The sequence below is a fragment of the Rhodocaloribacter litoris genome, assembly GCF_011682235.2.
Lineage (GTDB): Bacteria > Bacteroidota > Rhodothermia > Rhodothermales > ISCAR-4553 > Rhodocaloribacter > Rhodocaloribacter litoris.
The window spans coordinates 1,318,030-1,343,518 of record NZ_CP076718.1 but is presented as its reverse complement, the minus strand read 5'-3'; the positions used below and the strand labels follow the sequence as shown (position 1 = coordinate 1,343,518).

The window sequence follows — 25,489 nt, the reverse complement described above, 5'->3', positions numbered from 1 at the left end:
GAGGCCGCCCGCCGCGCCCTGGCCGAGGCTGAGACGGAACGCACCGCCCGGAGGGCCGCGCTCGAAGCGGCCCTCGAAGCCCGGCGGCACGCCGAACGCCGCCACGAGGCCGCCGCCGCCGAGGTGCAACTCCTCGACAGCCTGCTCGCCTCCTGGGACGACCTCGGCGAGGCCGCCCGGCACCTGGCCGAAACGCCCGGCTGGACCGACGGCGAGCTGCGCACCGTCGCCGACGTGCTCGCCCCGGCCGAAGCCGGCGAGGCCGGTCGTCCGGCCCTTGCCGCAGCCCTGGGCGAGCTCGCCGGCTGCCTGGTCGTCGCCACCGAGGCCGAGGCCCACCGGGCCATGGCCCGGCTCCACGCCGGCGCGAAGGGCGCCGCCACGTTCCTGGTGATGGAGCGGCTCAAACCCGTGCCGTCGCCCCCGGCCCCCGCAGGGGCTCGCCCGCTGGCGGAGCTCGTCCGGGCCCTGCCGGGCTATGAACGGTTGCCGGCCGTGCTCCTCTTCGATGCCTACCTGGTCGAGGATCGGGCGACGGCCGAGGCGCTGGCGGCCACCGTCCCCGCCCCGGCACGCTTCTTCACCCGCTCGGGCGAATGGGTCGATGCGCGCGGGCTCCTTCACGGCGGCGGTCCCTCGGCCGGGACCACGCCGGCGGCCGCCCGCATCGGGCGCCGGGCGCAGCGCGAAGCCGCCCGCGAGATGCTGCACCGGCACGCCGAAGCCCTGGCCCGGGCCGAAGCCGAGGTCGACGCGGCCCGGGCCGCCCTCGACGCCGTCCCCTTCGACGCGGCCCGGGCCGCCCTCAGCGAGGCCGAACGGGACCTGGCCGGGGCCGAGAAGGAACAGGCCCGCCTTCTGGCCGCCCGCGAAGCCCTCGAACAGCGTCGCGCCGCGCTGGCCGAACGCCGCGCCGCCCTCCAGGCCGACCTCGACGCCGTGCAGGCGGAGCACGCCGCCCTGGCCGCCGAGACGGAGGCCGCCGCCGCCGCCCTCGACGCCGCCCGGGCCCGCCGCGACGAGGCCGAGGAGGCCTTCCGCCAGGCCGACGCCGAGAGCCGCGCCGCCCTGAACCGGCACAACGAGGCTGAAGTCGCCGCCGTCGAGGCCCGCAACCGCCACGACAACCTGCAACGCGACCTCGAACGCACCCGCACCGCCCTGGCCGACCTCGACCGCCGCGACCGGGAAAACGAGGCCGCCCGCGAACGCCTCGAAAAACGACAGGCCGAACTGCACACCCGCCTCGAAACCCTCGACCGCGAAATCGACGACCTGCAGGCCGGGTATGCCGGTCTCGAGACGGAGGTCAACGCCGCACGGGATGCCCTCCTGCAAACCCGCGCCGCCATCTCCGACCTCGAAGCCCGCCTCCGCGACGTGCGACGCGAGCGCGAAAACGATCTGCGCCAGGAAAGCCAGAACGAGGTGCGCCTGGCCGAGGTGCGCACCCGCCTCGGTGATCTGCTCGCCCACGTCGAGGAAAGCTTCGGCCGCACCCTGCCGGAGGATCCGGTCCCGCTCGAACCCGGCTTCGACGAGCAGGCGGCCCGGGCCGAGGTGCAGCAACTGCGGGCCGAAATCCGCACGATGGGGCCGGTCAATGCCCTCGCCCTCGAAACTTACCGGGAAGAAAACAGCCGCCTCGAGTTTCTCACCGGCCAGCTCCGGGACCTCGAAGAAGCCGAGGCCACCCTGCTCAGCACCATCGACGAGATCAACACCACCGCCTCCGAGCGCTTCCTGACGACCTTCAATGCCATCCGGGAAAACTTCGTCCGGCTCTTTGCCGAGCTCTTCGGCGGCGAAGCGTCGGCCGACGTGATGCTGGCCGATCCGGACGACCCGCTCGAGTCGCCCATCGAAATCATAGCCCGGCCCCGCGGCAAGCGCCCGAGCACGCTCGCCCAGCTCTCCGGCGGCGAGAAGACGCTCACGGCCATCGCCCTGCTCTTCGCCATCTATCTCGTCAAACCCAGCCCCTTCTGCATCCTCGACGAGGTGGATGCCCCCCTCGACGATGCCAACATCGACCGCTTCATGAAACTCATCCGCTCCTTTGCGGACTCGACCCAGTTCATCCTGGTGACGCACAACAAACGCACCATGGAAGCGGCCGACCGGATGTACGGCATCACCATGCAGGAACAGGGCGTCTCCCAGCTCGTCGGCGTCCGGTTCGACGAGGCCCTGGCGCTGGCCGAAGAGCAGTGAGCATTTTTGCCTCGCTTTTTCCTAACTTTGGGCCCCGTGCTCTTCAGGCAGATGGCGGGCGTCTTCGGGTGTTGCGGGGAAAGAGCCGGCAAGTACGATTACGTGAAAGCAGAACCCAGATGCACATGCGGAACGTAGGTCTTCTGTTACTGCTCGTCCTGTGGCCGTCCGGCGCGCTCGCGCAGGAGCAGCCGGTCGTCTTCCGGGGGGCGACGCTCTACCCGATCAGCGGGCCGCCCATCGAGCAGGGCGTGCTCGTGGTGCGGCAGGGCCGGATCGTGGCCGTCGGTCCCGAAGGCGCCGTGGACGTCCCGGCCGGTGCCGTGGTACACGACGTGACGGGCAAGGTGATCATGCCGGGGCTGGTCGATACCCACTCCCACATCGGGCGCGTGGAGGGCGGCGACCGCTCGGCCCCGCTCCATCCGGCCGTCCGTACCCTCGACGCCATCGACGTGCGGCACAGTTCGGTGCATCGTGCCCGCGCCGGCGGCATCACCACGGTGAACGTCATGTCGGGCTCGGGCCACCTGCTCAGCGGGCAGACGGCCTACCTGAAGCTGCGCAAGGGGGACACCGTCGAGGACCTGCTCTACTGCCGGGATCCCCTGCGAGAGGTCTGCGGGGGGCTCAAGATGGCGAACGGGACCAACCCGCAGGGCGATCCGCCGTTTCCCGGCACGCGGGCCCGGGCCGCCGCGCTCGTGCGCCAGCAGTTTGCGAAGGCGCTCGCCTATCGCCGCAAGGTGGAACAGGCCGCGGGCGACTCCACCAAAATGCCGGAGCGGGATCTGGACATGGAGGCGCTGCTCGACGTGCTCGACGGCCGGCGCGTCGTCCATTTCCACACGCACCGGCACGACGACATCCTGACGGTGCTGCGCCTGCGGCGGGAGTTCGGCTTCCGGGTAGTGCTGCACCATGTGAGCGAGGCCTGGAAGGTGGCCGACGAGATCGCCGCCGCCGGCGTCCCCGCCTCGATCATCGTGCTGGATTCGCCCGGTGGCAAGCAGGAAGCCTCCGAGATCCGCATGGAGAACGGGGCGGTGCTGGAACGGGCGGGGGCCGACGTGGCCTTTCATACCGACGACCTGATCACGGATTCGCGCTGGTTCCTGCGGTCGGCCGCGCTGGGCGTGCGGGCCGGCATGTCCGCCGCAAAGGCGCTGGAGGCGCTCACGCTGGCCGGGGCGCGCATGCTGGACCTGGCCGGCCGCGTCGGCTCGCTCGAGCCCGGCAAGGACGCCGACTTCATCCTCCTCTCGGGCGACCCGCTCAGCGTCTATACCCACGTGGAGCAGACCTGGGTGGAAGGGCAGAAGGTGTTCGACCGCGCCGACCCGGAGGACCGCCCGTACGCCGTCGGGGGCGCCGACGTCTTCGACGACGGCGACACCTTCGTTCATGATCATTGAAAGCCGGACCTGCGCTATGAAAAGCCTGTTTCGTCTGTTTGCGCTGCTGGCCGGGTCGTTGCTCGTGGCCGCTCCCGGGCAGGCCCAGCTGGCCGTCCGCGCCGACACGCTCTACACGATGGCCGGTGCGCCCATCCCGGACGGGGTCGTCCTGATCCGTGACGGCAAGATCGAACGGGTGGGACCGGCCGAACGTGTCGCCATCCCCGCGGGCTACCGGGTCCTCGAAGCGGTGGTGGTGACGCCGGGCCTCATCGACGCGCACAGCGTGGTGGGGCTGGCCGGTATCCTGAACATCGATCACGACCAGGACCAGCTGGATACGTCCGATCCCGTCCAGCCGGAACTGCGGGCGTTCGACGCCTACAACGCCCGGGAGGAGCTCGTCGGGTGGGTGCGCAGCTTCGGGGTCACCACGCTGCACACCGGCCACGGGCCCGGCGCGGTCATCAGCGGCCAGACCATGCTGGTCAAGACCCGCGGGGAGACGGTGTCGGAGGCGCTCCTCGACTCGGTCGCCGCGGTCGCGGCGACGCTCGGCCCCATGATCGAGCGGTATTTCAAGAGCCCGGGCACGCGGGCCAAGGCCGTGGCGCTGCTGCGGGCCGAGTTGCTCAAGGCCCGGGCCTATCGCCAGAAGCAGCAGGCCGCGGACCCGGCCCGCCGCCCGGACCCGGACCTGGGGATGGAGATGCTCGTCCGGGTGCTCGACGGGGAGGTGCCGCTCCTGATCACGGCCCAGCGGGTGCCCGAGATCATGGCGGCCCTGCGCCTGCAGCGGGAGTTCGGCTTCCGGCTGGTGCTGGACGGGGTGGCCGAGGCCTATCTGGTGCTGGATGAGATCCGGCAGGCCGGCGTGCCGGTGATCCTGCATCCGACCATGGTGCGGCCCGGCGGCGAGGCGGTAGGGGCGACGCTGGAGACGGCCGCCCGGCTGCACGCGGCGGGCATCCCGTTCGCCTTCCAGAGCGGCTTCGAGGGCTATGTGCCCAAGACCCGGGTGGTGCTGTTCGAAGCGGCCATGGCGGCGGCCAACGGACTGCCTCGCCAGGCCGCCCTCGAGGCGCTGACCCTCCAGGCGGCCCGGATCCTGGGCGTGGCCGACCGGGTGGGCTCGCTGGAGCCGGGCAAGGATGCCGACCTGGTGCTGTTCGACGGCGATCCTTTCGAGTACACCACGCACGTCTGCACGGTGATCATCGACGGCGAGCCCGTCCACGAGACCTGCCGGTGAGCGCCCCCGGACGCTCCGGCACGTCGCCGATACCGGCTGTGGCCGCCTCGCCGGCCCACTCCCGCACCGGGTTGCAAAGGCCGGCGAGGACCCCGCCGTGGGTGCGGCACGGCGGGGCGCACGGCCACCCCCACGGGCGTGGGGATAGGGGAGGCGTCTGGGCTGCATGGTGCGGATGGTGGCATGAGGGCCTCTTGCCCGCAGCCTAATCCGCATCACCTGCAGCATCTACCACGATTTATAGCAAGAGGTGTGGCAAAGCGGACGCGTTGGGCCGATTGGACGCGTTCCGCGTCCAGACGCGGCCGAACGTCCGATCACCACCGCTCCGGGTCGAACCACCAGTAGCCTCGGGCCGCCAGGTCCGGCCGTGACAGGAACGCCTGCACGTCGGGGTCCTCGAGGTGGGGGTTGTTGCGTAGGGCCCGGCGCAGCTCCGCCCAGCGGTCGGGCGTCTTGTCCTGCGGCACGTCCATCAGGCGGAAGAAGGCCACCGCGAGCCCTCCCGGATAGCGCCCGGGCTCGAATTCGGCGGCCTCCGCTATGGCCAGTTCTAACGTCCGGTTCTCAGCCAAACTGCCCACGCGACCAGTTTTCGAACGTCCTGTCTACGTCTGCGCTGTGATATACGCCCCGAATGCGCATTTGTTGGTCGACGATCATGACGGTGCCGGTTCACCCCCACGGGCGTGGGGATAGGGGCGGGGCCGCCTTCACGGTGGCGTTTTCCGTCGGTTCACCCCCACGGGCGTGGGGATAGGTTCATCAGGTCGAGGACCCTCCCGCCGTAGTGCGGTTCACCCCCACGGGCGTGGGGATAGGAGTATGTGGACGACATGTTCTCGTGCGCATACGGTTCACCCCCACGGGCGTGGGGATAGGAAACTGATCGCCAACTCCAACTGGTCTTTGTCCGGTTCACCCCCACGGGCGTGGGGATAGGTCCAGGTTGTCGAATTCCGTGTACCCGATGCGCGGTTCACCCCCACGGGCGTGGGGATAGGGGCGGGGCCGCCTTCACGGTGGCGTTTTCCGTCGGTTCACCCCCACGGGCGTGGGGATAGGGTCGTCCGGGGGTCCGAGCACGTGCTGGCGGCCGGTTCACCCCCACGGGCGTGGGGATAGGTACCAGGGCCGCCCGACGAGCCTCGCCGGCGACGGTTCACCCCCACGGGCGTGGGGATAGGTTATTCGTGTGACTGCGACCATCGAGCGCAGCCGGTTCACCCCCACGGGCGTGGGGATAGGTGGGACGAAACCATGCGCCTCATGACCGAATCCGGTTCACCCCCACGGGCGTGGGGATAGGGAGTTGGCTTTCTCGCCTTCAACAGCCCCACCCGGTTCACCCCCACGGGCGTGGGGATAGGCCCGGCCCGTCGCGCCCGGCCTCCCCCCGCTCCGGTTCACCCCCACGGGCGTGGGGATAGGCCAACGCTGTTGACAACGATCCGGTCGGCGTCCGGTTCACCCCCACGGGCGTGGGGATAGGGTTGCTTTCAAACCCGTCCAAGACGCCTGTCACGGTTCACCCCCACGGGCGTGGGGATAGGCCCCTGGTGTCCTTGCCGTAGAACACCGCTTTCGGTTCACCCCCACGGGCGTGGGGATAGGACTGGCCCCTGTTCTGCAAGCGGGTGCAGCTGCGGTTCACCCCCACGGGCGTGGGGATAGGCAGGAGTTATTTCGGCGCAGATAATGTCATTTCGGTTCACCCCCACGGGCGTGGGGATAGGCGAGGGCGCCCGCTCGGCGATGAGCGCCGCCAGCGGTTCACCCCCACGGGCGTGGGGATAGGCGGCCCCAGCAGGTTCAGGTCGGCCGCTCGTCCGGTTCACCCCCACGGGCGTGGGGATAGGTGGGACGAAACCATGCGCCTCATGACCGAATCCGGTTCACCCCCACGGGCGTGGGGATAGGTCGCGCAAGAGGCGCGTCGCTGCGCTTCCTGTCGGTTCACCCCCACGGGCGTGGGGATAGGCGGCCCCAGCAGGTTCAGGTCGGCCGCTCGTCCGGTTCACCCCCACGGGCGTGGGGATAGGTGGGACGAAACCATGCGCCTCATGACCGAATCCGGTTCACCCCCACGGGCGTGGGGATAGGCTGCCCGCGGGCCGAGTTGGCCATCGCGTAGGCGGTTCACCCCCACGGGCGTGGGGATAGGGGAGCGCTTCTACCAGCGGTTCTTCCTCCCCTCGGTTCACCCCCACGGGCGTGGGGATAGGGAGGCCCCGCCCGAGCAGGGCGGCGTCCGGCGCGGTTCACCCCCACGGGCGTGGGGATAGGGGAGCGCTTCTACCAGCGGTTCTTCCTCCCCTCGGTTCACCCCCACGGGCGTGGGGATAGGTAGCTCATGGCCTTATGCTTGGAGGCGTTGGCCGGTTCACCCCCACGGGCGTGGGGATAGGCTGCAGAGCTACTGGCTGGTGCTCCACGTGAGCGGTTTACCCCCACGGGCGTGGGGATAGGTGAAAGGCGATCCGGAGGCGCACCGCCTCGTTCGGTTCACCCCCACGGGCGTGGGGATAGGCACGAAGCTCACGCGGTTCTCCTCTACCTCCTCTGGTTCACCCCCACGGGCGTGGGGATAGGCTCCGCGACCTGGTGTCGGTGGAGGACGCCGTCGGTTCACCCCCACGGGCGTGGGGATAGGTGAAAGGCGATCCGGAGGCGCACCGCCTCGTTCGGTTCACCCCCACGGGCGTGGGGATAGGTGATGTCTCCCCTATGAGCACAGTCAAGGCGACGGTTCACCCCCACGGGCGTGGGGATAGGGGCACGACTTTTTTCACATCGACCGGGAGCACCGGTTCACCCCCACGGGCGTGGGGATAGGGGGCCGCGCAGCCGCCGGCTGCGGGCGCTGCTCGGTTCACCCCCACGGGCGTGGGGATAGGATCCCGGGCCTCGTGCACGACTTCGACCCGCACGGTTCACCCCCACGGGCGTGGGGATAGGGCGGCCCAGGCCGAGCGGGTCCGTGCGCCCGGCGGCGGCCGGTTCACCCCCACGGGCGTGGGGATAGGACCGCCTTCGTCGAGGTGGGCCGCAGCTCGAACGGTTCACCCCCACGGGCGTGGGGATAGGGTGTAGAGCCGGTAGCGGTATGTGCGCCTGACCGGTTCACCCCCACGGGCGTGGGGATAGGGCAAAGAGCCCGTAGCCGGACAGCCCCTGCCCGGTTCACCCCCACGGGCGTGGGGATAGGTCATGGCCGTACACGTACGAGATCAGGCCATTCGGTTCACCCCCACGGGCGTGGGGATAGGGATGCCGCACGAGGTGACGTTGTCCAGGTGGGCGGTTCACCCCCACGGGCGTGGGGATAGGGTGCGGGTGATCTCCGGCGGGGGCGGGCAGGGCGGTTCACCCCCACGGGCGTGGGGATAGGCTTACCAGCGCCATCCGCAAAGCATCCTGATCCGGTTCACCCCCACGGGCGTGGGGATAGGAGGCCCTCACGCCGCGATCCGTGGCCACGCCTCGGTTCACCCCCACGGGCGTGGGGATAGGTCGATCACTCTCGACGGCAAGACCTACCCCTACGGTTCACCCCCACGGGCGTGGGGATAGGCGTAGTAATGCCGCCGCTGCAGGTACTGCGGGTGGTTCACCCCCACGGGCGTGGGGATAGGGAATTCGACAACCTCCTTTTCCCTCGCCTCGACGGTTCACCCCCACGGGCGTGGGGATAGGATGAACTCGTTGGCCATCAACGCGACCGGCTACGGTTCACCCCCACGGGCGTGGGGATAGGATGGCCTCGCTGGCCGTCGGCGCGACCGGCTACGGTTCACCCCCACGGGCGTGGGGATAGGTGATCTGCCTGTCCTGAGATTCTGCAACAGATCGGTTCACCCCCACGGGCGTGGGGATAGGGGCCAGCTCGCGACGGTGGGCCGCGCCGCCGACGGTTCACCCCCACGGGCGTGGGGATAGGCAGGACCGGCGCAGCGAGCCGTGGCCCGGCTACGGTTCACCCCCACGGGCGTGGGGATAGGCTGACCTATGAGGGTAGGGACGGCCTGTTCGACGGTTCACCCCCACGGGCGTGGGGATAGGCCGATACGCTTGTCGAAGCCGCGGTCATACTCCGGTTCACCCCCACGGGCGTGGGGATAGGGGTCTGATGCACCTGACTACCGCCGCAAAGTACGGTTCACCCCCACGGGCGTGGGGATAGGTTGAAGGAGCGCGTCGTCGAGCACGCGCGGCTCGGTTCACCCCCACGGGCGTGGGGATAGGAGCAAGCCTGCGTTGCTCCAGGGCAAGCCGGTCGGTTCACCCCCACGGGCGTGGGGATAGGCCTGCGCGCCGGGCAAACTCGCGAGGCGTTAGCGGTTCACCCCCACGGGCGTGGGGATAGGGAGGTGACAGCCATGAAACGCTATCAGATCCGCGGTTCACCCCCACGGGCGTGGGGATAGGTTCCGCCGCATACATCAAGGGTTGCGGTAGCACGGTTCACCCCCACGGGCGTGGGGATAGGTTCGCTTCGGCCTTCGCCTTCGGCTTCCGCGCCGGTTCACCCCCACGGGCGTGGGGATAGGTCGAACTTGAGCGCTTCACGGCGCGCCATTTCGGTTCACCCCCACGGGCGTGGGGATAGGATGCCGGGGGCGGGAACGACCGGCACCAGATACGGTTCACCCCCACGGGCGTGGGGATAGGTCTAAAAAACGACGCCAAAAACCCCGATATCGGGCGAAACGTTTCCGGTTGGGGTCTGCGCTGCTCAGGGCTCCCGGCGCGGGTCGGGGTCGGCCACCATCACGAGCCAGATCCCTTCGTTCTGGTAGGGAAAGCGTCCTTTCGGGTTGTGGACTCGCAGATCGAATCCCTGCTCGTTGTTCGTGGACCAGATCTGCATGAGGGTGGCGTCGTCGTTCTCGGTGAGTTTCAGGCAGCGTTTCCAGAGGTTGTCTCGCACGAGAGCGGAGAGGCGTCCGACGAAGACGCCGGTCTTCACCTCGATCATCCAGCGGCTCAAGTCGCCCCGGGTCGAGGGTGTCACCCGTTCCAGGATCATCACGGTCATTGTCCGTCTCCTCCCCCCGGCGGCGTCCACCAGGGCGTGGGCAGGGCCGGGTCGTCGTCCGGGTCGAAGCCGTCCGGCAGCAGTTCACGCTCCAGGTCCAGCACCCGGTCGATGTCGGGTACGATCCGGGCCAGGAGCTTCATGTTGCGGAAGGCCTGCCGCATACGCTTACGGACTTCCCGCTCGAGCTGGTCCTCACGGAGCGTGCCCTGCTTCACCTCGGCCACGGTGGCAAAGGCCACGGGCACGCTGAGGCGGGTCTTGTAGAGGTCGGCGATGTCGTAGACGAAGGCAAGCTGTTTGCCTGGTGGATGAAGCCGAGGCCGGTACTGTAGCCGGCCGAGAGGATAGCGGCGTGGGCAAGGCCGTTGAGGCAGGCGTTGGCTGCCGAGAGGGCCCGGTTCATCGGGTCGGCGGCGCTCCAATTTCCACGATCATATTGGCGACCGTGCCAGGAGAGGCCGTACCGTGCGGCGGCCTCGGCATAAGCATCCCGCACGCGCCGGCCCTCGAACCCCCGCACCTGCTCGATGCTCAGGCCTTCCGGGAGCGGCTCGCGGAACCGGAAGCGATACATCCGCTCGACGACCTTCATCCGCGCGTCGGGGTCCGAGGCCAGCGCCGCCTGCCGCATGAGCTTGTACGCCTTGTGTGTCTCGCCGAGGCCCTGGGCATAGCAGCGGACCCCTTCCTCGCCCACCCACACGATCAGGCAGCCGGCCCGCGTGAGCGTGCGGACGGCCGCGTGCGTGACGGTCGTGCCCGGCCCCAGCAGGAGCGTCGTCAACCCGGCCACCGGCAGGAGCGTGCGCCCGTCTTTGTTGACGTATTCGACCCCCAGCCGCGTCTGCTCCACCCGCCCGTACTCGAAGTACAGGTACGAGATCGAATCGCCGACGCGGGGAAGGTCGCGGTAGGAGTGCGGCAACATGGTTTTCAGAGGGGTGTGTGATCGGAACCGGTCGTAAGCTACGGGGCCGGCCCGCGCCAACCGGACACTAAACCGGGTCAGGCGGACATTATGAAGGGCAATATGTCAAAGAGCAAGGTGGACGGCTCACGGGGCCGGGTTCTGATCGGGCCATGCGGCGATCATGGCCGCCACGGCCCGTACGAAGCGCTCGACGTCGGCAACAAGGTGGCGCGTTCCGGTTTCGTCGAACAGGGATAGGGCTTCGTAATCGGCGCGTTGGCGCAAGTTGTAGGCACGCTCCAGGATGTCGTGCGGAGCAGCGGATAGCCGGCCGGTGGTGACGAAATGGTGGCGGAAACGATGATGCGTGCCGGTGTGTGTCTTCGGCGTCTCTCCCACCAGAAGGAGGGCGGCCGTCGCGGCATAGAAGGCGGCATAGTACGCCCGGTTCACGGCGGCGTCGTGGTCGCCGTCGCGAAGGACGATCGAAGCCGTCTCCAGCGCACGGTGGGCTTTGGCAAGAAGCGCCTGCTGTTCCGGCGTCATAGGCTGGTTCCCTCGGCCCGGACGTTGATCAGAAAAGGACTCTGACGATGCAGGTATGCTTCCTCCGTGAACGGCTGGAAGGAGAAGCGTAGATCGTATCGATCCTCCAGGGCCAGCTGCAGCTGCGTCAGTCGCTCGATTTCCTGGAAGAGGTCGAGTTCCCCGCGCAGGATCACGAGAACGTCCACGTCGCTGTCCGGACGGGCCTCGCCGCGGGCCCGGGAGCCGTAGAGGATGGCCTGCACAAGCCGGTCCCCGTACAGGGCCTCGAGCCGTTGCCGGGCTTCATCGAGGGCTTGCCGTATGGAATGGGGCATGGTCTTCATGGCCTCCTGTTCACTCCTTATAAGCCGGTCTTGCGCGGGAGTGCCCACGGGCTCACGGGGCCGGCGCCAGGGAGAGCAGCCCGAAACCGAAGGCCTTGGCGGGGCCGATGCCCCGGCGCAGGGCCTCGGCCAGGCGCGCGGGGTCGGTGACGCGCAGCACCCCGTCGAAGCGCACACCGAAGAGCGGGATCTGCGTCTTTTCGTAGGTGGTGGCAGGGACCTCTCGTTTCCGGCGTTTCGGTGCCGTGCGGAAGGGGGCGTCCTGCACGGCGAGGACCTCGAAGCCGGCCTGCTCGGCACGGCGCCGGAGCCAGTCGTGATAGCTCGGATAACCGTGCGCGTTCGGCCCGTCGTGGATGAGCGGCACACGCGCGCCGTGCTTCTTGCCCGGCACTTTCTTCTTCACCGTCGGGTTGGCGACGAGGCGGAAGCGGAGCCGCTGCCCGGCGTGCAGGGCAGGCTCGAAGGCTTTCGGGCCGTCGGCGCGCAGGAGGTAGCCGTTTGCCATGAGTGGCCCCCAGTCGGGCGGGGTGTGATCGGTCTGCACGAGGACGACCGGCACGCCCGGCCCGCGCTCGGGCTCGAGGCGGAAGAGCAGGCGCTCAGGGTCCGGAGCGTGTTCGAGGGCACGCAGGAGCGTCCGGTGGAGCTCGTAGGGCCGGGCTGCATCGCGCCGGGCGCCGGGGTTGCGCGGGTTGAGGAAAAGTCGGCTCAGGTACATGAATCCATATCGTTTTGCTGCGAGGGCTTCATTCTCTGGACACGCCGGCGTCCCCGGTCGGGGAGGCAAAGCCGACGACGACCCGCCGGGGCAGGAACCGCCGGTTGTGGAACGAGAGCGGGTCGTCGGGCTGTATCCGGATCTGCGCCACGCGCAGGGCCGGGTGGGGCACGTCGGCATCGAGGACGAAGCGCCATCCGTCCTCGGGGGCCGTCGGCGCGTCATCCCCGAGGGGGTCGCGGAAGGCGCGGAGCACCTCGAGCGGATGGCCCGCAAGCGGTCCGAGGGGGGTGCCGTCCTCCTGCACGATCCGCACGGGCCAGCCCGGCACACAGGCCTTGCGCCCGAGGGCAAGGGGCCAGCGGGGTGCCCCCAGGGCCACGTCGATGGCCTGAAGCAGGTTGCGGTCCGGGCCGGCGAGGGCCACCGTAAACCAGGCATCGGCCAGGTAGTAGCGCACCGAGGGTTCGGTGTCCTTGAGCTTCGGCCGGCCGCGCTCGATCTGCCGCGCCGTGTTGCTGGCGATGAGCACGTTCTGGGCCGTGTGGAAGTCGCGGCGCACGAGGCCCTCCCGGTCGACGCGGACGGCCAGGCGGAGGGCACGGAGGTCGTCGATAGCGGCATGGCACGGGCGCCCGAGGGCGGCGCAGACCAGCCCGAGGACGCCGCTCTTGGTCGGCTCGCGGGCGGTGTCGCGGATGGAGAAGCGGCTCTGGAGGCCCCAGGCCTGCAGGGGGGCCGCCAGCCGCAGGAGCAGCGTGTACGTCATGCCGCCACCTCCCGGCTCCACGGAGCCAGTCTTTCGGCCACGGCGTCGATCACGGCCCGGGCCGTCTCGACCCGTGCGCCGGCCAGGTGCTTGAGCACATCCACGTCGCGGGCCACCTTGACGAAGCAGTGCGTACCCTCGGTGCCGTACATCTCCGCCAGGCTGGCCCAGTGCTCGTCGAGGGCGCGGACGGAGGCCTCCACCAGGCCGGGGTCTCCCTCGCGGCGCGGCCCCCGCACCGGCTCCACGAAGGCGTTCGCCAGCGACCAGGGCATGGCGCCGTTCTCGCGCACGACGGCCATGAAGAGCGACGGCGGCGTCTGGGCAGCGAAGCTGTTCTGCTTGCCCGAGGGTATGGCGTGGAGCGCCGCCTTCAGAAAAGCCTTGATGCCCTCGACGGCCAGCGCCCGATCCCCGTTCAGGTTGGCGGCCAGCTGGTCGGCGTCGATGAGCGCGTAGCTGTAAAAGCAGGCCGAGTTGAAACCCGTCGTGCCGATCATGCCGGCGCCGGTCTCCTCCTTCGGGTTGAGGTCGTCCACGGCGGTGAAGTAGTCGAAGTCCATGTCCACCTTGTTCGTGGAGATGGCGTGGGCCACCTGGCAGGCAGCGTCGATGTTCATGCCCGGCACTTCGGCCAGCATTCGACCAAAGAGGGCGATGTCGACAGCGCGGATGTGGTCCCGCGTTTCTTTCGTGAAGGCCTTGACCAGTTCGCCCAGGGCCGTGTCATACGCCTTCTCGGCGGCCTCACGCTCTTTCTTGGAGGCATCGTCTCCCAGGGCCTCTATGGCCTGGAGGGCCTCCCGGAGCGTATCGACGTGTTCGTGGATGAGCTCGGCCAGCCGGTCGAGTTCGTCGTAGCCGACGTAAAAGAGCACCTTCGTGCATTGCTTGGCCTCGTCCCATCCGAGCATCTTGCCCACCAGCCCCCGGGCCAGCTTCCGGGCCTCGTCCTCGTCGAAGCCGTGCTTTTCGACGAGGCGTTTGGCCAGGGGTTTGTCGCTCTGCTTGGTACGAATGGCGATGTTCTCGCCGAGCGTTTCCTGGAAAACCGGAGAGGTGCGGATACTCCGCTTTCGGCATTGCGACGAGATACGGGCCCGTCGCACGCCGCCGAATTCGCAATCTTTCGGCGAGCCCGTGTCGTCCCGGTTCAGATTGGCCGGGGGGAAGTTCTGCAGGATGTGGAGTTCGATCTTCATGGTGTCATAGAAGGGTTAAGGGGTGAACAGAGGGTGTGTGAAAGGTCGTTGCGTGAATCATCCGGGCAGGACGGTCATCCCACCCAGTAGTCACGGGCCCATTGACGCTGCACGAAGCGGCGCGGGTGGTTCCAGGCCAGCAGGTCGTTCAGCAGGCGGAGGTAGTCCGGGGTGAGGCCGCGGGACGCCAGTTGCTGCACGAGCTGTCGGAGCCGGTAGGGCAGGTCCCCGGCGTCGGCGTCGAGCAGGGCCGTCACACGCCGGTCCAGGCTCTCGGCGCCGGCGGAGAGTTCGGCACGCAGGCGGCGCAGGGTGGCACCCAGGGATTCTCTGGGGCTTACGGTTCCGGGATCGAGGGCGAACAGCGCCGCCACCAGGAGGTAGGCTTCCAGGTCATCATCGTGCAGGGATTCGGGCAACTGGTCGCCCACTTCACTCAGGCCGTTGTACGTCAGCGTTCGTCCCGTGAGGGTGCGGCGCAGGCGGGCCAGCCGTGCGCGGGCGGTGCTGTCGCCCGCTTCGGACCGATGGGCCAGACCGATCAGGTAGCCGACAAAGTCGGTTCCCTGGAGGCGTGTGGCCCGGGGAGTGGTGGTTTCAGCAGTCATGCTTCCTCCGTGGTCAGGGTTTGAAGGTGTTCGCGAAAGGCTCTGGGGCGCATGAGGCGGCGCGTTCCTTCGGCCACGGCGCGGAGTTGCCAGGCATCCCGGTCGAGGTGGGCGGTGGCGGCCCGGAACGCCTCCCGGGCGGCTTCATAGACGATCTTCGCCCAGTCCCAGAGGATGGCCTGGCGGGTGTCGTAATCGTCCGCGGCGTGCTCGGCCAGCCGGGCCAGGAAGGCGTGGAAGTGGGGTTCCAGGGCTGCCCAGAAAGAGGGACGTGCATCAATGGCATCGACAAGTCTGTCAATCCGGCTCTTTTTCGTTTTCTTATCTTTAGGCAGCTTTCTGGCCTCTTGAATAATATTTTCATCGATTTCTTCTCTAGAGCGTGTATCTCCCATTTTTGGAGGTAAAACTAAATAGGCAGAAGTCCACCACATGGCGTTTTTGATAATATCCGACTGTTCGTTGGCGAGATCGAGCGCACCCTGGATCTGGTGGATCGGCTGGCCCTCGTCCGCCGCGTCGGCCAGCAGGGCGGGGAAGACGGGCATCTGCTCATGCCGCCACATCTCAACCTTGGCCTGGTCGTTGATGAGGCCGAACACATCCACGGCATAGCGGTCGATGCCCGTGAGGCGGTGCACCTCGCGGAGCCACGAGAACGTGCGGGGGCTGCCGCCCTCGCCGGGCCGCAGAAGCTTGAACAGCGTGTCCGCATCGCGCCATACGGCCCGGTCCGCCCGGAGGCCGTAGGGGAAGACGCCCTTGTTTCTCGAGACGGCCGAAGCCATCAGCGGGTCGTTCTGGACGAGCGGGTCGTCCTTGTCGCCCTGAGTGATGTAGACAGCCGTGGCGACCGTCTCACCGCCGGGCTGGGTTTCCGTGACCAGCGTCAGGCGGCGAGCCTGCCACGTCAGGTAGTCCCGGTAGCCGTGCACCGGGCGCCGCGCATGGATCTCGGGCAGCGGGCGTTCCCAGGCCGGTGGCCACCCGGGATCGTCGTTCTCGTGCAGCATCATGCGGGCATCGGGCTCGGGGGAGGCGTTGAGCAGCAGGGCTTCAAAGAGGGAACGGCCCCGGATCCAGAAGACGGCCCCGCCCACGAGCGGGGCATGGGAAAAGTTGAACGGTTTCGACACCCCGCCGCCAAGAGCGGCTGCCTGCGTGCAGACCACGGCGCGGGCCGTCTCGGCCAGCGATCGGGGGCGGGGGAAGGCATCTACCTCGTGTCCGAACAGCGTGGCGTTGTTGCCGCTGGCCTCGGCGTGAAACAGCTTGCTCAGCGGCGCAGGATCTTTCGCCAGCGGCTCCGGGTGCTGGTAGAACGGGCGCTCGGGATGCAGCAGGTCGAACCGGTCCGCTCGCACGGGGTCGGCGAAGTAGGCATCGACGGCATGTTCGTCGAAGCGGCCGGCCTCCCAGCGGTCCCACCAGGCGTCCTCGTCCGGGTGCGGCAGGAAGCCGTCGATGACAATAGCCAGGAGTAGTCGGTTAAGCGCCGCCGTCTCGATGGGGTTGTCCGCATAGACTTCACGCCATTGGTGGGCGTGGACCAGCGCGTCACGAAGGCCCACCTCGTGGCGCCGGCCGTCGGCGTCGAGCACCGGCAGCCAGGGTTCATGGATCAGGTTGAAGGAGGGCATGTTGGTCAGACAGATTTAGGAACGGGAAGGATACAGGATGACGAGTCCGAAGGGGGAAGGAGTCGGGGGGCGGCCCCCGACCTATTTTTTTACTCGCTCGATACAGATGCCCAGCTCGGCATCTTCGGTGATGCGATAGCCGGCCACGTCGGCCTTCCCCTCGGTAAGGACCAGCGGGTGGCGATGTTGCAGGGCCGGCGTGTGGGCGGCGGCCTGGCGCCAGGGTTCGGGGAGTTCGGTCTCATCTCGCTCCCGGAGCGCCTGCGCGATGTCCTCGTAGCTGATGCGCACCCCGTTCTGGAGCAGGGCGCGTACGCTCTCCACCGGCAGGTCTTTACGCCCCGCGGGCACGGACAGCGGTGCCGGCTCCGTGCAGGCCGGATCGAGATAGAGGTTGCCGCTGGTTCCGGTGAAGAGCACCACCACCTCGGCACTCTCCGCACCCAGGCGGGTCAGGACGCGCTGCGAAGGATGGGCCTCATCGTTGTCCTCGTCGGCCAGGGTGCGCCGGTCGGGGTCCAACAGCTTGCGTAGTCCCCGGCGGGTGGGTTCAGGGATGAGCTGGCGGAAGGCTTCGTTTTCAGCCTCCTTTTCCATCTTGCCGACGGTCTGTATTGCCTGTTCCCACTGCTCTTGGCCTTCGTTCGAGAGTCCTTCAGGCGCCTGCTGATCGTCGGCATAGACGGCTTCAATGAGTGTGCGGTAGTCGGCGGGCAGGTGCCATTCGGCAAGGTCTTTCAGCACGGCCCAGGTCTTCCAGGCAATCGCGGGCGCGTAGACCGTATAGCGCGAGGCCCGGATACCGATGTCGCTGAGGTCGGGCAGGCATCCGGGATCGGCTTCGGGGCAGAGCCAGTAGACCATGGGCACGCGGTAGCCTTCCGGCCGTTCTTCGGAAGGGCGGAGCTCAAGGTGCCGGTGCAGGCGTCCGGCCCGCTGGAGTAGCAGATCGATCGGAGCGAGGTCGGTGAAGAGCACATCGGCGTCGAGGTCGAGCGACTGCTCGGCCAGCTGGGTGGCGACGAGGATGGCGCCGCGCCCGCTCGGGCGCTCCTTGCCGAAGCGCTCGAGAACCCTGTCCTGTCGTGCCTTACGCTGCCCGAACCGGTACCGGGCATGCAGGAGCATCACGTCTTTGGTCTGAGCACGTACCTCTTCAGGTAGCGCCTGGAAGATGGCCTGAGCGCGTCGTACGGTGTTGCAGATGACGAGCACGACGGCCCCTTCCTCGTAGGCCGCGACGGCCTTGCGGGCAATCTCGTCCGGATCCGGCGTGAAACGGATCAGCCGCGCCTTTTGCATCCATCGCGTGGGGAATCCGCCTCGGTACAGCGTGGCCTTTCCGTTCTGTACCTGCCAGATCGCCGGGTAGGGAACGGATGCGGGGGAGATGTCATTTTCCGGCGCGGCGTCACCCCAGGCTTTGAAGCAGGCTTCCCGGAAGCGGGCCGGCAACGTGGCCGAAAGAAGAATGACATGGCAGCCGAGGGCATGCAGCCAACGCAGCAGCCGCACGAAGAGGTGTTGCATGTACAGATCGTAGGCATGCACCTCGTCGAACAGGACCGTCTTGCCGCTGAGGGCGAACAGGCGCAGGAAAAAGTGCCGGGCGTAGAGCACACCGAGGAAGGCCTGATCTACGGTGCCCAGGCCGTAGGGGGCCAGCAGGCTGCGTTTGCGCGGGAGAAACCATGTCAGCGTGCGAACCACCCCTTCAGTCCGTTCAGGGCCGTTCTGATCGTCCTGGTCGAAGAGTGCATCCAGATCCTCCACCTCGCAGATCAGATTCTCCTGATCGGGGGACAGGTCGGCATTGCCATGCACCAGCCGAAAGTTGGCCGTTCCGGTGTGGGCCTTTTGTAGAAAGTCCAGCGTGCGTTCGAACAGCCCGTCGCTGGTGGCCTGGGTGGGCATGGCTGTATAGAGACCGCTGCCCCGGGTATGTTCTTGTAGCCGTGCCGTCAGAGCAAAAGCGCCTTCGGTTTTGCCTTCTCCCGTCGGGCCCTCGACGAGGACCAGCGAAGGGGCTCCCTTCTCCGGAAGGGGCATCCGGACCAGGGCTTCCTGCATGGGGTTGGGGGCAAACGGGAAAAGGGCTTCGAAGCCCGGGTAGTGCAAGTGGGCCTGTCGTTCGAAGCCGGCGCTGCGAAGCGCCTGTTCCGCTCCCCGGCGGCTTTTCTCCAGGTAGGCCGTGAGGCCCGTACCGGTATCGCGTGGGAAAAAGGAAGCCATGGAGCCCAGCCAGTCTGCCAGTGTGGCCCAGCCTCCGAAGGCGGGGAGCCAGGTGGGCATGAGGTGGCCAGGGGGGTCAACGGATGCCTGGACGGGATAGCGAGCGAACCAGACCTTGTGGAGGGCATCGAGGAGAGCATGGCGTGCCGCCTTCCAGTTCTTGTCTCCGAGGATACCCGGGTTCGAAAGGTCGTTTTCCCAGTACTGACGGGCATAGAGCCTCCCGTGATGGGCTCCCACCCAGGCCGCAACCTGTTCGAAGAGGGGCGAGCCTTTCCGGTGTGACAGCCAGCCGGCCAGGATCGCGATGCTGGCATGGCCGTGGTGTTTGCGTTCATTGAATCCCTCGAACCGAAAGCCGGCCGCTTCGAGCTTTTCGCGAGAGGGAGGATGCAGTGCTTGAAACGTCGGGATGGCCTTGCCGATGTCGTGCAGGCCGATCCAGAAGCTCAGCACATAACCGGCCTCTTCTGGGGAGAGCCCGAGGTCTCTAGCGATGCGCTGCTTCAGCTCGTGTGGCAGAAAAAACTGCCAGAGCAAAAGGGCTGTGTGGGCCACATCCAGCAGGTGTGCCCAGAGCGGGCGGGTCCATGCCGAATTCGGATTATTCTTGTCCGTCTTGGCCCAGAACAGACGCCAGGCGGGGATGTCGTTCATGGCTGATGGTGCTGAGCGTGGGACATACGGCGCGCCAGGGCACGGCGCCGGTTCGAATAGGTACAACACGGGCAGTCCGGAGCGGCCTTCGGCGGGAGGGGGCGTGCGATGACCTCCAGCACCGCTTCGAGGAAGGCGTCGAAGGTAGCGTCATCGCGCCGGATCTCGATCCACACGGGCTGCAGCCGCACCAGGAGCCGGTCGCCGGCCGTATGCGCTTCGACCTGCACGGGGTCGATGCAGAAGAGCCCCATGCGGGTGATGGGGGCCCGGTTCAGGCCCGTCGGAGCGGCCATCTCCAGCGCCCGTGCATAGGCATGGAGCTGCCGGGCGTATTTGTCCAGGTGCTCGCCATGGGGTGCGAGCATCTTGAAGTCGATCAGCCCCCAGGTGCCGTCGTCGAACTGCGCCAGGTGATCGAGGCGTCCCCGGATGAAATACGGGAAGCGGCCGGCGCGGAGCGGGCGGGACTCCACCCACAGTTCGCCTCCGAGGAACCGTCCGGGCGGAAGCGAGGCGTCCAGCGTGGAGGGACAGCGCCCCAGGAAGAACCGGCTCAGCACGTCGTGATAGCGGGAAAAGACGGCCGGAAAGGGCAGGCGGGGACGGGCCAACCCGTGGGCGTGAAGCCAGAAACAGCGACGGCATTCTTCCCACAGAAACGTCAACATCGAAGGGGTAAGCCTGACGGGTAGGGGGGTGTTCATGGCAAAAACACATCCGGGAGGGAAAACATAACCTTCCCGAACATACAAACGTCCCTCTGCCAGACCGGACCTTAAAAACTCGAACCCGGACATTATCGGGCCGGCTATTCGCCCGGATAGTGGCGGGCCAGCGCCCGGCTCTCCTCCTGCATGCGGGCAACCAGTTCGGGGGGATCGAGGACCTTTACGCCGGAGCCCCAGCTCAGGCAAAAGGCCCGGAGGGCTTCCAGGCCGGCGGCTTCGAAAGACACAATGATGCGCCCGTCCTCCAGGTGTCGTTCGATCTGCTGGGTCGGGTGATAGACCTTGCGTTCGAAGTAAGGAGCACGGTCGGCCTCGACGAGCAGGCGCACGGTCAATACTTCGCCGGCCAGGCTGCCGAAGCGGTCCCGGAAGTAGAGTTCCGGGTCAAAGCCATCGGGAGGCGCGAAGAACGTGTCAGTGGGCCGAATGGCCCGTATGCCGGCGATGGCGAAGTCCCGGATGGCGCGCCGCCGGTGACACCAGGCCACGACCAGCCACGATCCTCCCGGCATGCCGAACATGAGCGGGTCGATGCGCCGGTTGCGCGAGACGGTGTTGTTGCTGGCCGTATGGTAATCGATGAGCACCGTGCGCTTCTCTTCGATGGCACGGCTGAGGGTGTGGAATATCTCTGCATTGATCGGGATGATGCCGGGGGAACCGAAGTGCCAGTGCGAGGGGAGCTCTTCCAGGCTGAAGGAATAGACATTGGGTGCCAGTTCGTGGAGGAGTTTGCTGAAGGCATGCTCGAGCGGAGCACCCAAGGGCGTGGCGGCCAGCGTGGCCCGGGCCGCCTCGACGGCAACGGTGAGGGCCAGTACTTCTTCCTCCGTCAGGGAGATCTGTTGCAGGGTCGTCTCCCGTTGCCCTTCCGGGAGAAAATAGACCTTTCGCCTGCCCTCGCGGCGGTGTACGAGCGGGAGGCCGCCGTCGATGAGTTCGTGCAACACGCGCCGGGCATGCCGCTCGGAAATGCCGAGGCGCATCGCCATCTCGGGCAGGGTCAGTTCGGCACCTTCGTCGAAGAGCCGCTTGAGCCGCATGAACGCAAGGGGGGGACGGGACATGAGCCGGGACGCTGGGCCGTGCATGCGGAGACCGCTCTCATGTTAAAACAAAAGCGCTCGTCATGCCACCCCGTGAGAGGCCGGGCGAGAAGCGTGCGGGAAAGGGTGGAAAAGCCCGGTGTGACCGGAGGTAACGTGAAGAGCGTCGTCGCGCAGGCCGGTCCGGGCACGAATCCGGTGTCCGGGGACTTTGTTGTCGAAATGTGGGCCGGAGCACCCAGAAAAGAAGCCGCCAAGTCGTTGTGACTCAGCGGCTCGGGAGGTGCGTCGGAGTGCCCAGGACTGGAGTCGAACCAGCACGCCCTTTCGGGCACCGCCCCCTCAAGACGGCGCGTCTACCTATTCCGCCACCTGGGCTTGTCAGGGCAAATTTTAGGGTGCGGATCGTCAATTTGTTTCCGCGGGTGGCCCGCTTCATGCAAAAATCCGCCCCCTGTTTTCGCCGGCGCGTATGCGCCGTGTCGTGTGATCCCGCCAGGATTCGAACCTGGGACCCTCTGATTAAAAGTCAGATGCTCTACCAGCTGAGCTACGGGATCGTTCCGACCCGGACACCGGTCTTGCGGCAGGGGCCGGAGCGCGAAAGGACCGCAAAGTTAAAACCCCGCCCCGCCGGATGCAAGCTTCGTTCGTCCGGGAGCCGGTGAAGTCTTGGTGAGAAGACCCTCGGATCGGGGTCGGGGTTCCTCACGGAGAAGCGCCGGCGCCATCCCACAGGGCCTGCATCGGGTAGCGCAGGACGAGCCATCCCGCCATCAGCGTCCGGTCGAAGTTGATGAACCCGTTCACCAGGTAAATCTCCTCCGGGGTGCAGTTGTAGAGCAGCTTGACCTCGCGGTCGCCGCGGCGGTAGTCGTGGGTCAGAAGGAGGGCCACCAGGCCGTTGGCGGCGGAGCCGACGAACAGGTCGATGGCCTCGCCGTCGGTGCTGCGGGTGAGGTTGAGGTAGCCGTAGTCGATCGGGTAGATGATATCGGGGAAGCGGGGGTGGCGTGTGTGACGGGGGCGGTCGATGGTGTAGCCGTTCTGCACGATGAGGGTTTCCCAGCCGTCCCAGCGGAAGTGCCGGGCCAGCAGGCGGGCCAGCACGGCGCCGTCGGGTGGGCAGGCGTCGGAGGGGGGCAGGGGCATGGGGCCGGCAGGTTGGCGGTACGAGCCGCGGGAGCGGGGTGTGCATCCGCACGCGGAGGGGAAAGTTCCCGGGCGGTCAGGTTGGGGTCGTGGAGCCGGAGGCGGGGCGTCGCCTGGCGACGGCGTGTTCGCGGGCGATCCGGTCCAGGAGGTGCTGGAGGGTTTCCAGCCGCACCGGTTTGCTGAGGTAGTGCTGCATGCCGGCGGCCATGCACTCGGCCTGCTGGTCTTCGAGGGCATGGGCGGTCAGGGCCACCAGGCAGGGCGCGCGTTCCCCGTAGCGGGCGCGAATCTGCCGGGCGGCCTCCAGGCCGTCCATCTCGGGCATCTGCACGTCGAGCAGGACCACGTCGTACGGCTGCCGTGCCAGGGCGTCGAGGGCTTCGAGGCCGTTTTCGGCCAGGTCGGCCCGGTGGCCCAGCTTGGACAGCATCTGCAGGGCGATGCGCTGGTTGATCGGGTTGTCCTCGGCCAGCAGGACGCGGAGCGGGGCGTGCGGGCGAGCGGGCAGATCGGGTTCCGGCGTGCCGGGCCGGGCTTCCCGGGCGGTCTCCGGAAAGAGGGCCTGCCGCAGCACCTCGCGCAGCCGGGCCAGTTTGACCGGCTTGTGCAGGCGCAGTCCCCCGCCGGGGGCAGCGGCCTCCCCGCCGAAGGGGAACAGGGTGATTACCGGTATGCCGGGCAGGCGCTCGCGCAACAGCCGGGCCGGTGACGAAGGCGAGGACGCACCGGGGGCCGGCACCGCGTCCACGAGCGCCACGTCGAAGGCACGCCCGGCCTCGCGCCGGTCCAGGACCGCCGGGGTGGCGACGGCCTCGACCGTCAGCCCCAGGTCTTCGAGCTGGCGTGTGAGGCTCTCGCGGAACGTGGCGCTCGGATGCACCACCAGCACATGCCGCCCGGCCAGGTCGGCGCATCGCGCGTCGCCGGGGGCGACGGGCGGCCTCCCGACCTGCACGGTGAAGGTGAACGTGGTGCCGACGCCCACCCGGCTCTCGACCGCCATCGTGCCGCCCATCAGCTCGCACAGGCGCCGGCTGATGGCCAGGCCCAGCCCCGTCCCGCCATACTTGCGGGTGGTGGACGCGTCGATCTGGCTGAAGGGCTGGAACAGGCGGTCGAGCCGGTCGCCGGGCATGCCGATGCCGGTGTCCCGCACGGCGAAGCGGAGCCGCCAGCCGTCGGCCGCCTCTTCCGCAACGGTGACGTACACCGTCACCTCGCCCTCCTCCGTGAACTTGACGGCGTTCGAGAGCAGGTTCACCAGCACCTGGCGCAGCCGGGTCACGTCGCCGGTGACGGCGGGCGGGACGCCGGGCGAGAAGATGTAGGCCAGGCGCAACCCCTTCCGTGAGGCCCGCAGCGCGACCATGTCGATCGCCTCCTCCACGCACGCCCGCACGGCAAAGGGGCGGTGCTCGAGGGTGATCTGGTTCGCCTCGATCTTCGAAAAGTCGAGGATGTCGTTGAGGATCGCCAGCAGGGCGTTGCCGCTGTGCTGGATGATCTGCATGTATTCACGTTGTTCCGGCGTCAGCGGGGTTTTCTCGAGCAGGCTGGCGATGCCGATGATCCCGTTCATGGGGGTGCGCACCTCGTGGCTGACGTTGGCCAGGAAGGTGGACTTGAGGCGGTTGAGCTCTTCGGCCCGTTCCTTGGCGGCGATCAGTTCGGCTTCCTGCTCCTTGTGCCGGGTGATGTCGTGCAGGACGAAGAGCCACTGCGCCGCGTGTGCCGGGCGGCGCCGTGCGGGCCCGGCAAAGTGGATGCGGTTGACCCGCCCGGCGACGTGGAGGGAGCGGTCGTCCCGGGTGCGCAGGCACGTCTCGAAGCGGTGGTCGGTGACGCCGGTGGTGCTGGGAAAGAGCGGCTCGACCGCGCCGTCCTCGACGAGGTCGTCCAGGCGCAGGCGTTGCAGCGTGGCCTCGGGGTATCCGAGGGCCCGGCAGGCTTCGGGGTTGGCGTTCAGGATGCGCCGGTCGTCGTCGACGACGAGGATGATGTCCAGCACGCCTTCGTAGATGGTGCGGAAGCGCCGGTCCGTTTCGGCCAGCTCGCGCGTGCGGCGGATCACCTGCCCCCGCAGCAGCACCATGCCGGCCAGGGCGAGGATCAGCACGCAGAGGCCCACGTAGACGAGCCGGCGTTGCAGGTGCCCGGGCAGGCCGTCCCGGATGATGTCGCCCGGCGCGCGAGGCAGCAGCTGGTAGCCGGTGTCGTAGGGCGGTTCGAGGTCGAACTGGCCGAGGATCCCGGTCATCCGGTAGACGTCGCCGGCGGCGTAGTGCCGCAGGTCGAGGCCGGTCTCGTGCGCCGGTTCAAGGTAGACCTGCAGCCGGGCCGGGCCGCCATCCACCGGCATCAGCGTCAGGTACTGCCCCCCGCTGCGGGTGCGGTCGGAGACGAGCACCCGTCCCGTGACCTGCACCAGCCGGCCCTCGTGGGCTTCCCCGGCTTCGTCGAGCGACAGCGCGAGGGGAGCCGGCGGCGTTCCCCGCGCCGGGCGGGCGTGGTAGTAGAGGGGGCGCAGCACCGTCAGGCCCCGGTCCATCTCCAGCACTCCGATGACCACCAGGCTGTCGCCCTGCCGGACGGGCTGCGGCATCGCTTCATCGAAGACGGCGATGCCGGCCGAGGCATCCTGCACGAAGAGCTGGAGCCGCCTGCCGTGCAGGATCCCCGTGCCGACGGTGGCATAACCGGCGACGGTCAGCGTGTCGCCGAGGCGATCCGGCACGAAGTCGCCGTCCGCGTCGCGCCGGGCTTCGGCGATCGGAACGGGCACGTCGTACCGGCTCCGCTGCGCCAGGAGCGAGGGGGCGGGAAGGACCATCAGGAGTCCGAGCAGCCCGCACACACCTCGTATGAGCGGCGGTCGTATCACGAAGGGGAGCGATTTCGTTGTCGGATGTCGGGGGTTCGAGGTAGGGTATCGCTTCCCGGGCCGGCCGACTTAATGTTTCATATGTAAAATCAGACGAAATATCTGTGGAAAGACGCGTTGCCGGTAGGGCGGGTGCACCGGACGCCCCCGTCCTCCCGTTT

19 protein-coding genes, 2 tRNA genes and 1 CRISPR repeat array are annotated in these 25,489 nt (G+C 68.0%); of the genes, 3 read left to right on the top strand and 18 right to left on the bottom strand.

Going from position 1 to position 25,489, the window contains the following annotated elements:
* Window positions 1-123 precede the first annotated feature (123 nt).
* From GQ464_RS05595 to GQ464_RS05585, 3 genes are all read left to right on the top strand, one after another.
* Window positions 124-2,214: an AAA family ATPase gene (locus GQ464_RS05595; protein WP_228350640.1), complete on the top strand. Its 2,091-nt coding sequence runs from the start codon at window positions 124-126 to the stop codon at window positions 2,212-2,214.
* Between the two features lie 125 nt (window positions 2,215-2,339).
* A complete protein-coding gene (locus GQ464_RS05590) occupies window positions 2,340-3,629 on the top strand; it encodes an amidohydrolase family protein (RefSeq protein ID WP_166977411.1) in 1,290 nt (429 codons plus the stop codon).
* Between the two features lie 16 nt (window positions 3,630-3,645).
* On the top strand, window positions 3,646-4,863 hold the full coding sequence (locus GQ464_RS05585; RefSeq protein WP_166977413.1) for an amidohydrolase family protein: 1,218 nt from the start codon (window positions 3,646-3,648) through the stop codon (window positions 4,861-4,863).
* A 317-nt stretch (window positions 4,864-5,180) separates the two neighbouring features.
* Here GQ464_RS05585 and GQ464_RS05580 read toward each other — a convergent pair whose 3' ends face one another.
* The 18 genes from GQ464_RS05580 to GQ464_RS05495 form a co-directional block, all read right to left on the bottom strand.
* On the bottom strand, window positions 5,181-5,438 hold the full coding sequence (locus tag GQ464_RS05580) for a hypothetical protein (RefSeq protein WP_166977497.1): 258 nt from the start codon (window positions 5,436-5,438) through the stop codon (window positions 5,181-5,183).
* Window positions 5,439-5,534: 96 nt separating this feature from the next.
* Window positions 5,535-9,534: a CRISPR direct-repeat array (repeat unit 29 nt; unit sequence CGGTTCACCCCCACGGGCGTGGGGATAGG).
* Window positions 9,535-9,598: 64 nt separating this feature from the next.
* A complete protein-coding gene (gene cas2e / locus GQ464_RS05575; RefSeq protein WP_166977415.1) occupies window positions 9,599-9,901 on the bottom strand; it encodes a type I-E CRISPR-associated endoribonuclease Cas2e in 303 nt (100 codons plus the stop codon).
* Window positions 9,898-10,143, bottom strand: a complete 246-nt coding sequence (locus tag GQ464_RS05570; RefSeq protein ID WP_228350639.1) for a hypothetical protein — start codon at window positions 10,141-10,143, stop codon at window positions 9,898-9,900. The genes cas2e and GQ464_RS05570 overlap by 4 nt, the downstream gene beginning before the upstream one ends.
* Window positions 10,116-10,832, bottom strand: a complete 717-nt coding sequence (gene cas1e, locus GQ464_RS05565; protein ID WP_228350638.1) for a type I-E CRISPR-associated endonuclease Cas1e — start codon at window positions 10,830-10,832, stop codon at window positions 10,116-10,118. Before cas1e ends, GQ464_RS05570 begins: the two co-directional genes overlap by 28 nt.
* Window positions 10,833-10,958: 126 nt before the next feature.
* Entirely contained in the window at window positions 10,959-11,360 is a 402-nt protein-coding gene (locus GQ464_RS05560; protein ID WP_166977417.1) for a HEPN domain-containing protein, read from the bottom strand.
* Window positions 11,357-11,677 carry a nucleotidyltransferase domain-containing protein gene (locus GQ464_RS05555; RefSeq protein WP_166977420.1) on the bottom strand — a complete coding sequence of 107 codons (321 nt, stop codon included), beginning with the start codon at window positions 11,675-11,677 and terminating at the stop codon, window positions 11,357-11,359. The genes GQ464_RS05560 and GQ464_RS05555 overlap by 4 nt, the downstream gene beginning before the upstream one ends.
* A gap of 61 nt (window positions 11,678-11,738) precedes the next feature.
* Window positions 11,739-12,407: a type I-E CRISPR-associated protein Cas6/Cse3/CasE gene (gene cas6e / locus GQ464_RS05550; protein WP_166977422.1), complete on the bottom strand. Its 669-nt coding sequence runs from the start codon at window positions 12,405-12,407 to the stop codon at window positions 11,739-11,741.
* A 28-nt stretch (window positions 12,408-12,435) separates the two neighbouring features.
* Window positions 12,436-13,176 (bottom strand): type I-E CRISPR-associated protein Cas5/CasD, encoded by a 741-nt coding sequence (cas5e, locus tag GQ464_RS05545; RefSeq protein WP_166977424.1) that lies wholly within the window; start codon window positions 13,174-13,176, stop codon window positions 12,436-12,438.
* Complete coding sequence (cas7e, locus tag GQ464_RS05540; RefSeq protein WP_166977426.1) at window positions 13,173-14,378, bottom strand: type I-E CRISPR-associated protein Cas7/Cse4/CasC; 1,206 nt, start codon at window positions 14,376-14,378, stop codon at window positions 13,173-13,175. The genes cas5e and cas7e overlap by 4 nt, the downstream gene beginning before the upstream one ends.
* A gap of 74 nt (window positions 14,379-14,452) precedes the next feature.
* Entirely contained in the window at window positions 14,453-14,986 is a 534-nt protein-coding gene (casB, locus tag GQ464_RS05535) for a type I-E CRISPR-associated protein Cse2/CasB (RefSeq protein ID WP_166977427.1), read from the bottom strand.
* On the bottom strand, window positions 14,983-16,626 hold the full coding sequence (gene casA, locus GQ464_RS05530; RefSeq protein ID WP_166977429.1) for a type I-E CRISPR-associated protein Cse1/CasA: 1,644 nt from the start codon (window positions 16,624-16,626) through the stop codon (window positions 14,983-14,985). The genes casB and casA overlap by 4 nt, the downstream gene beginning before the upstream one ends.
* An 81-nt stretch (window positions 16,627-16,707) precedes the next feature.
* The gene (gene cas3, locus GQ464_RS05525) at window positions 16,708-19,515 is read right to left on the bottom strand and encodes a CRISPR-associated helicase Cas3' (RefSeq protein ID WP_166977431.1); all 2,808 of its coding nucleotides are present in this window, start codon (window positions 19,513-19,515) and stop codon (window positions 16,708-16,710) included.
* Window positions 19,512-20,186, bottom strand: coding sequence for a PD-(D/E)XK nuclease family protein (locus GQ464_RS05520; protein WP_166977433.1), 675 nt, complete (start codon window positions 20,184-20,186; stop codon window positions 19,512-19,514). The genes cas3 and GQ464_RS05520 overlap by 4 nt, the downstream gene beginning before the upstream one ends.
* 140 nt (window positions 20,187-20,326) lie before the next feature.
* A complete protein-coding gene (locus GQ464_RS05515; protein WP_166977435.1) occupies window positions 20,327-21,313 on the bottom strand; it encodes a helix-turn-helix transcriptional regulator in 987 nt (328 codons plus the stop codon).
* 273 nt (window positions 21,314-21,586) lie between these two features.
* Window positions 21,587-21,670 (bottom strand) — tRNA-Leu (locus tag GQ464_RS05510).
* 109 nt (window positions 21,671-21,779) lie between these two features.
* Window positions 21,780-21,852, bottom strand: a tRNA-Lys gene (locus GQ464_RS05505).
* Window positions 21,853-22,000: 148 nt separating this feature from the next.
* Window positions 22,001-22,444: a hypothetical protein gene (locus tag GQ464_RS05500; protein ID WP_166977436.1), complete on the bottom strand. Its 444-nt coding sequence runs from the start codon at window positions 22,442-22,444 to the stop codon at window positions 22,001-22,003.
* 76 nt (window positions 22,445-22,520) lie between these two features.
* On the bottom strand, window positions 22,521-25,328 hold the full coding sequence (locus GQ464_RS05495; RefSeq protein ID WP_228350637.1) for a hybrid sensor histidine kinase/response regulator: 2,808 nt from the start codon (window positions 25,326-25,328) through the stop codon (window positions 22,521-22,523).
* Between the last annotated feature and the right edge of the window lie 161 nt (window positions 25,329-25,489).

Coding starts and splice junctions, on each gene's coding strand:
- GQ464_RS05590 (WP_166977411.1), top strand. CDS start 2,340: ATGCGGAACGTAGGTCTTCTGTTACTGCTCGTCCTGTGGCCGTCCGGC.
- GQ464_RS05585 (WP_166977413.1), top strand. CDS start 3,646: ATGAAAAGCCTGTTTCGTCTGTTTGCGCTGCTGGCCGGGTCGTTGCTC.
- cas2e (WP_166977415.1), bottom strand. CDS start 9,901: ATGACCGTGATGATCCTGGAACGGGTGACACCCTCGACCCGGGGCGAC.
- cas1e (WP_228350638.1), bottom strand. CDS start 10,832: ATGTTGCCGCACTCCTACCGCGACCTTCCCCGCGTCGGCGATTCGATC.
- GQ464_RS05560 (WP_166977417.1), bottom strand. CDS start 11,360: ATGACGCCGGAACAGCAGGCGCTTCTTGCCAAAGCCCACCGTGCGCTG.
- GQ464_RS05555 (WP_166977420.1), bottom strand. CDS start 11,677: ATGCCCCATTCCATACGGCAAGCCCTCGATGAAGCCCGGCAACGGCTC.
- cas6e (WP_166977422.1), bottom strand. CDS start 12,407: ATGTACCTGAGCCGACTTTTCCTCAACCCGCGCAACCCCGGCGCCCGG.
- cas5e (WP_166977424.1), bottom strand. CDS start 13,176: ATGACGTACACGCTGCTCCTGCGGCTGGCGGCCCCCCTGCAGGCCTGG.
- cas7e (WP_166977426.1), bottom strand. CDS start 14,378: ATGAAGATCGAACTCCACATCCTGCAGAACTTCCCCCCGGCCAATCTG.
- casB (WP_166977427.1), bottom strand. CDS start 14,986: ATGACTGCTGAAACCACCACTCCCCGGGCCACACGCCTCCAGGGAACC.
- casA (WP_166977429.1), bottom strand. CDS start 16,626: ATGCCCTCCTTCAACCTGATCCATGAACCCTGGCTGCCGGTGCTCGAC.
- cas3 (WP_166977431.1), bottom strand. CDS start 19,515: ATGAACGACATCCCCGCCTGGCGTCTGTTCTGGGCCAAGACGGACAAG.
- GQ464_RS05520 (WP_166977433.1), bottom strand. CDS start 20,186: ATGTTGACGTTTCTGTGGGAAGAATGCCGTCGCTGTTTCTGGCTTCAC.
- GQ464_RS05515 (WP_166977435.1), bottom strand. CDS start 21,313: ATGTCCCGTCCCCCCCTTGCGTTCATGCGGCTCAAGCGGCTCTTCGAC.
- GQ464_RS05500 (WP_166977436.1), bottom strand. CDS start 22,444: ATGCCCCTGCCCCCCTCCGACGCCTGCCCACCCGACGGCGCCGTGCTG.